The organism is Xenorhabdus bovienii, from assembly GCF_024721015.1.
GTDB classification, from domain to species: Bacteria; Pseudomonadota; Gammaproteobacteria; order Enterobacterales; family Enterobacteriaceae; genus Xenorhabdus; species Xenorhabdus bovienii.
Genome location: NZ_JANAIF010000499.1, coordinates 1 through 230, shown reverse-complemented (window position 1 = coordinate 230; position 230 = coordinate 1). Strand labels below are relative to the sequence as shown.

The following is a 230-nucleotide window of genomic DNA, read 5'->3' as shown; positions in this document are numbered from 1 at the left end:
CTGATGAAGCTGTTGTGCAATTACCATAAAAAAGGCTATCAGACCGTCGCGAAGATGATAGACCGCTGGGCACCAAATGTGGAAAACAACACTTCGGCTTATATCAAGGGTGTGGCCAAGGCGTTAGGTGTCGATCCCCATCAGGTGATTAGTGTCGATAAAGTGACGTTGATTGTGTTGGCCAAGTCGATCATTCAGCACGAGAACGGCAAGCAACCGTATTCAAATGA

General features: G+C 47.0%; 1 pseudogene. It reads left to right on the top strand.

What is annotated here, in order from left to right:
- A pseudogene (locus NXS07_RS21505) lies at positions 1–230 on the top strand (structural protein); the annotation flags it as partial.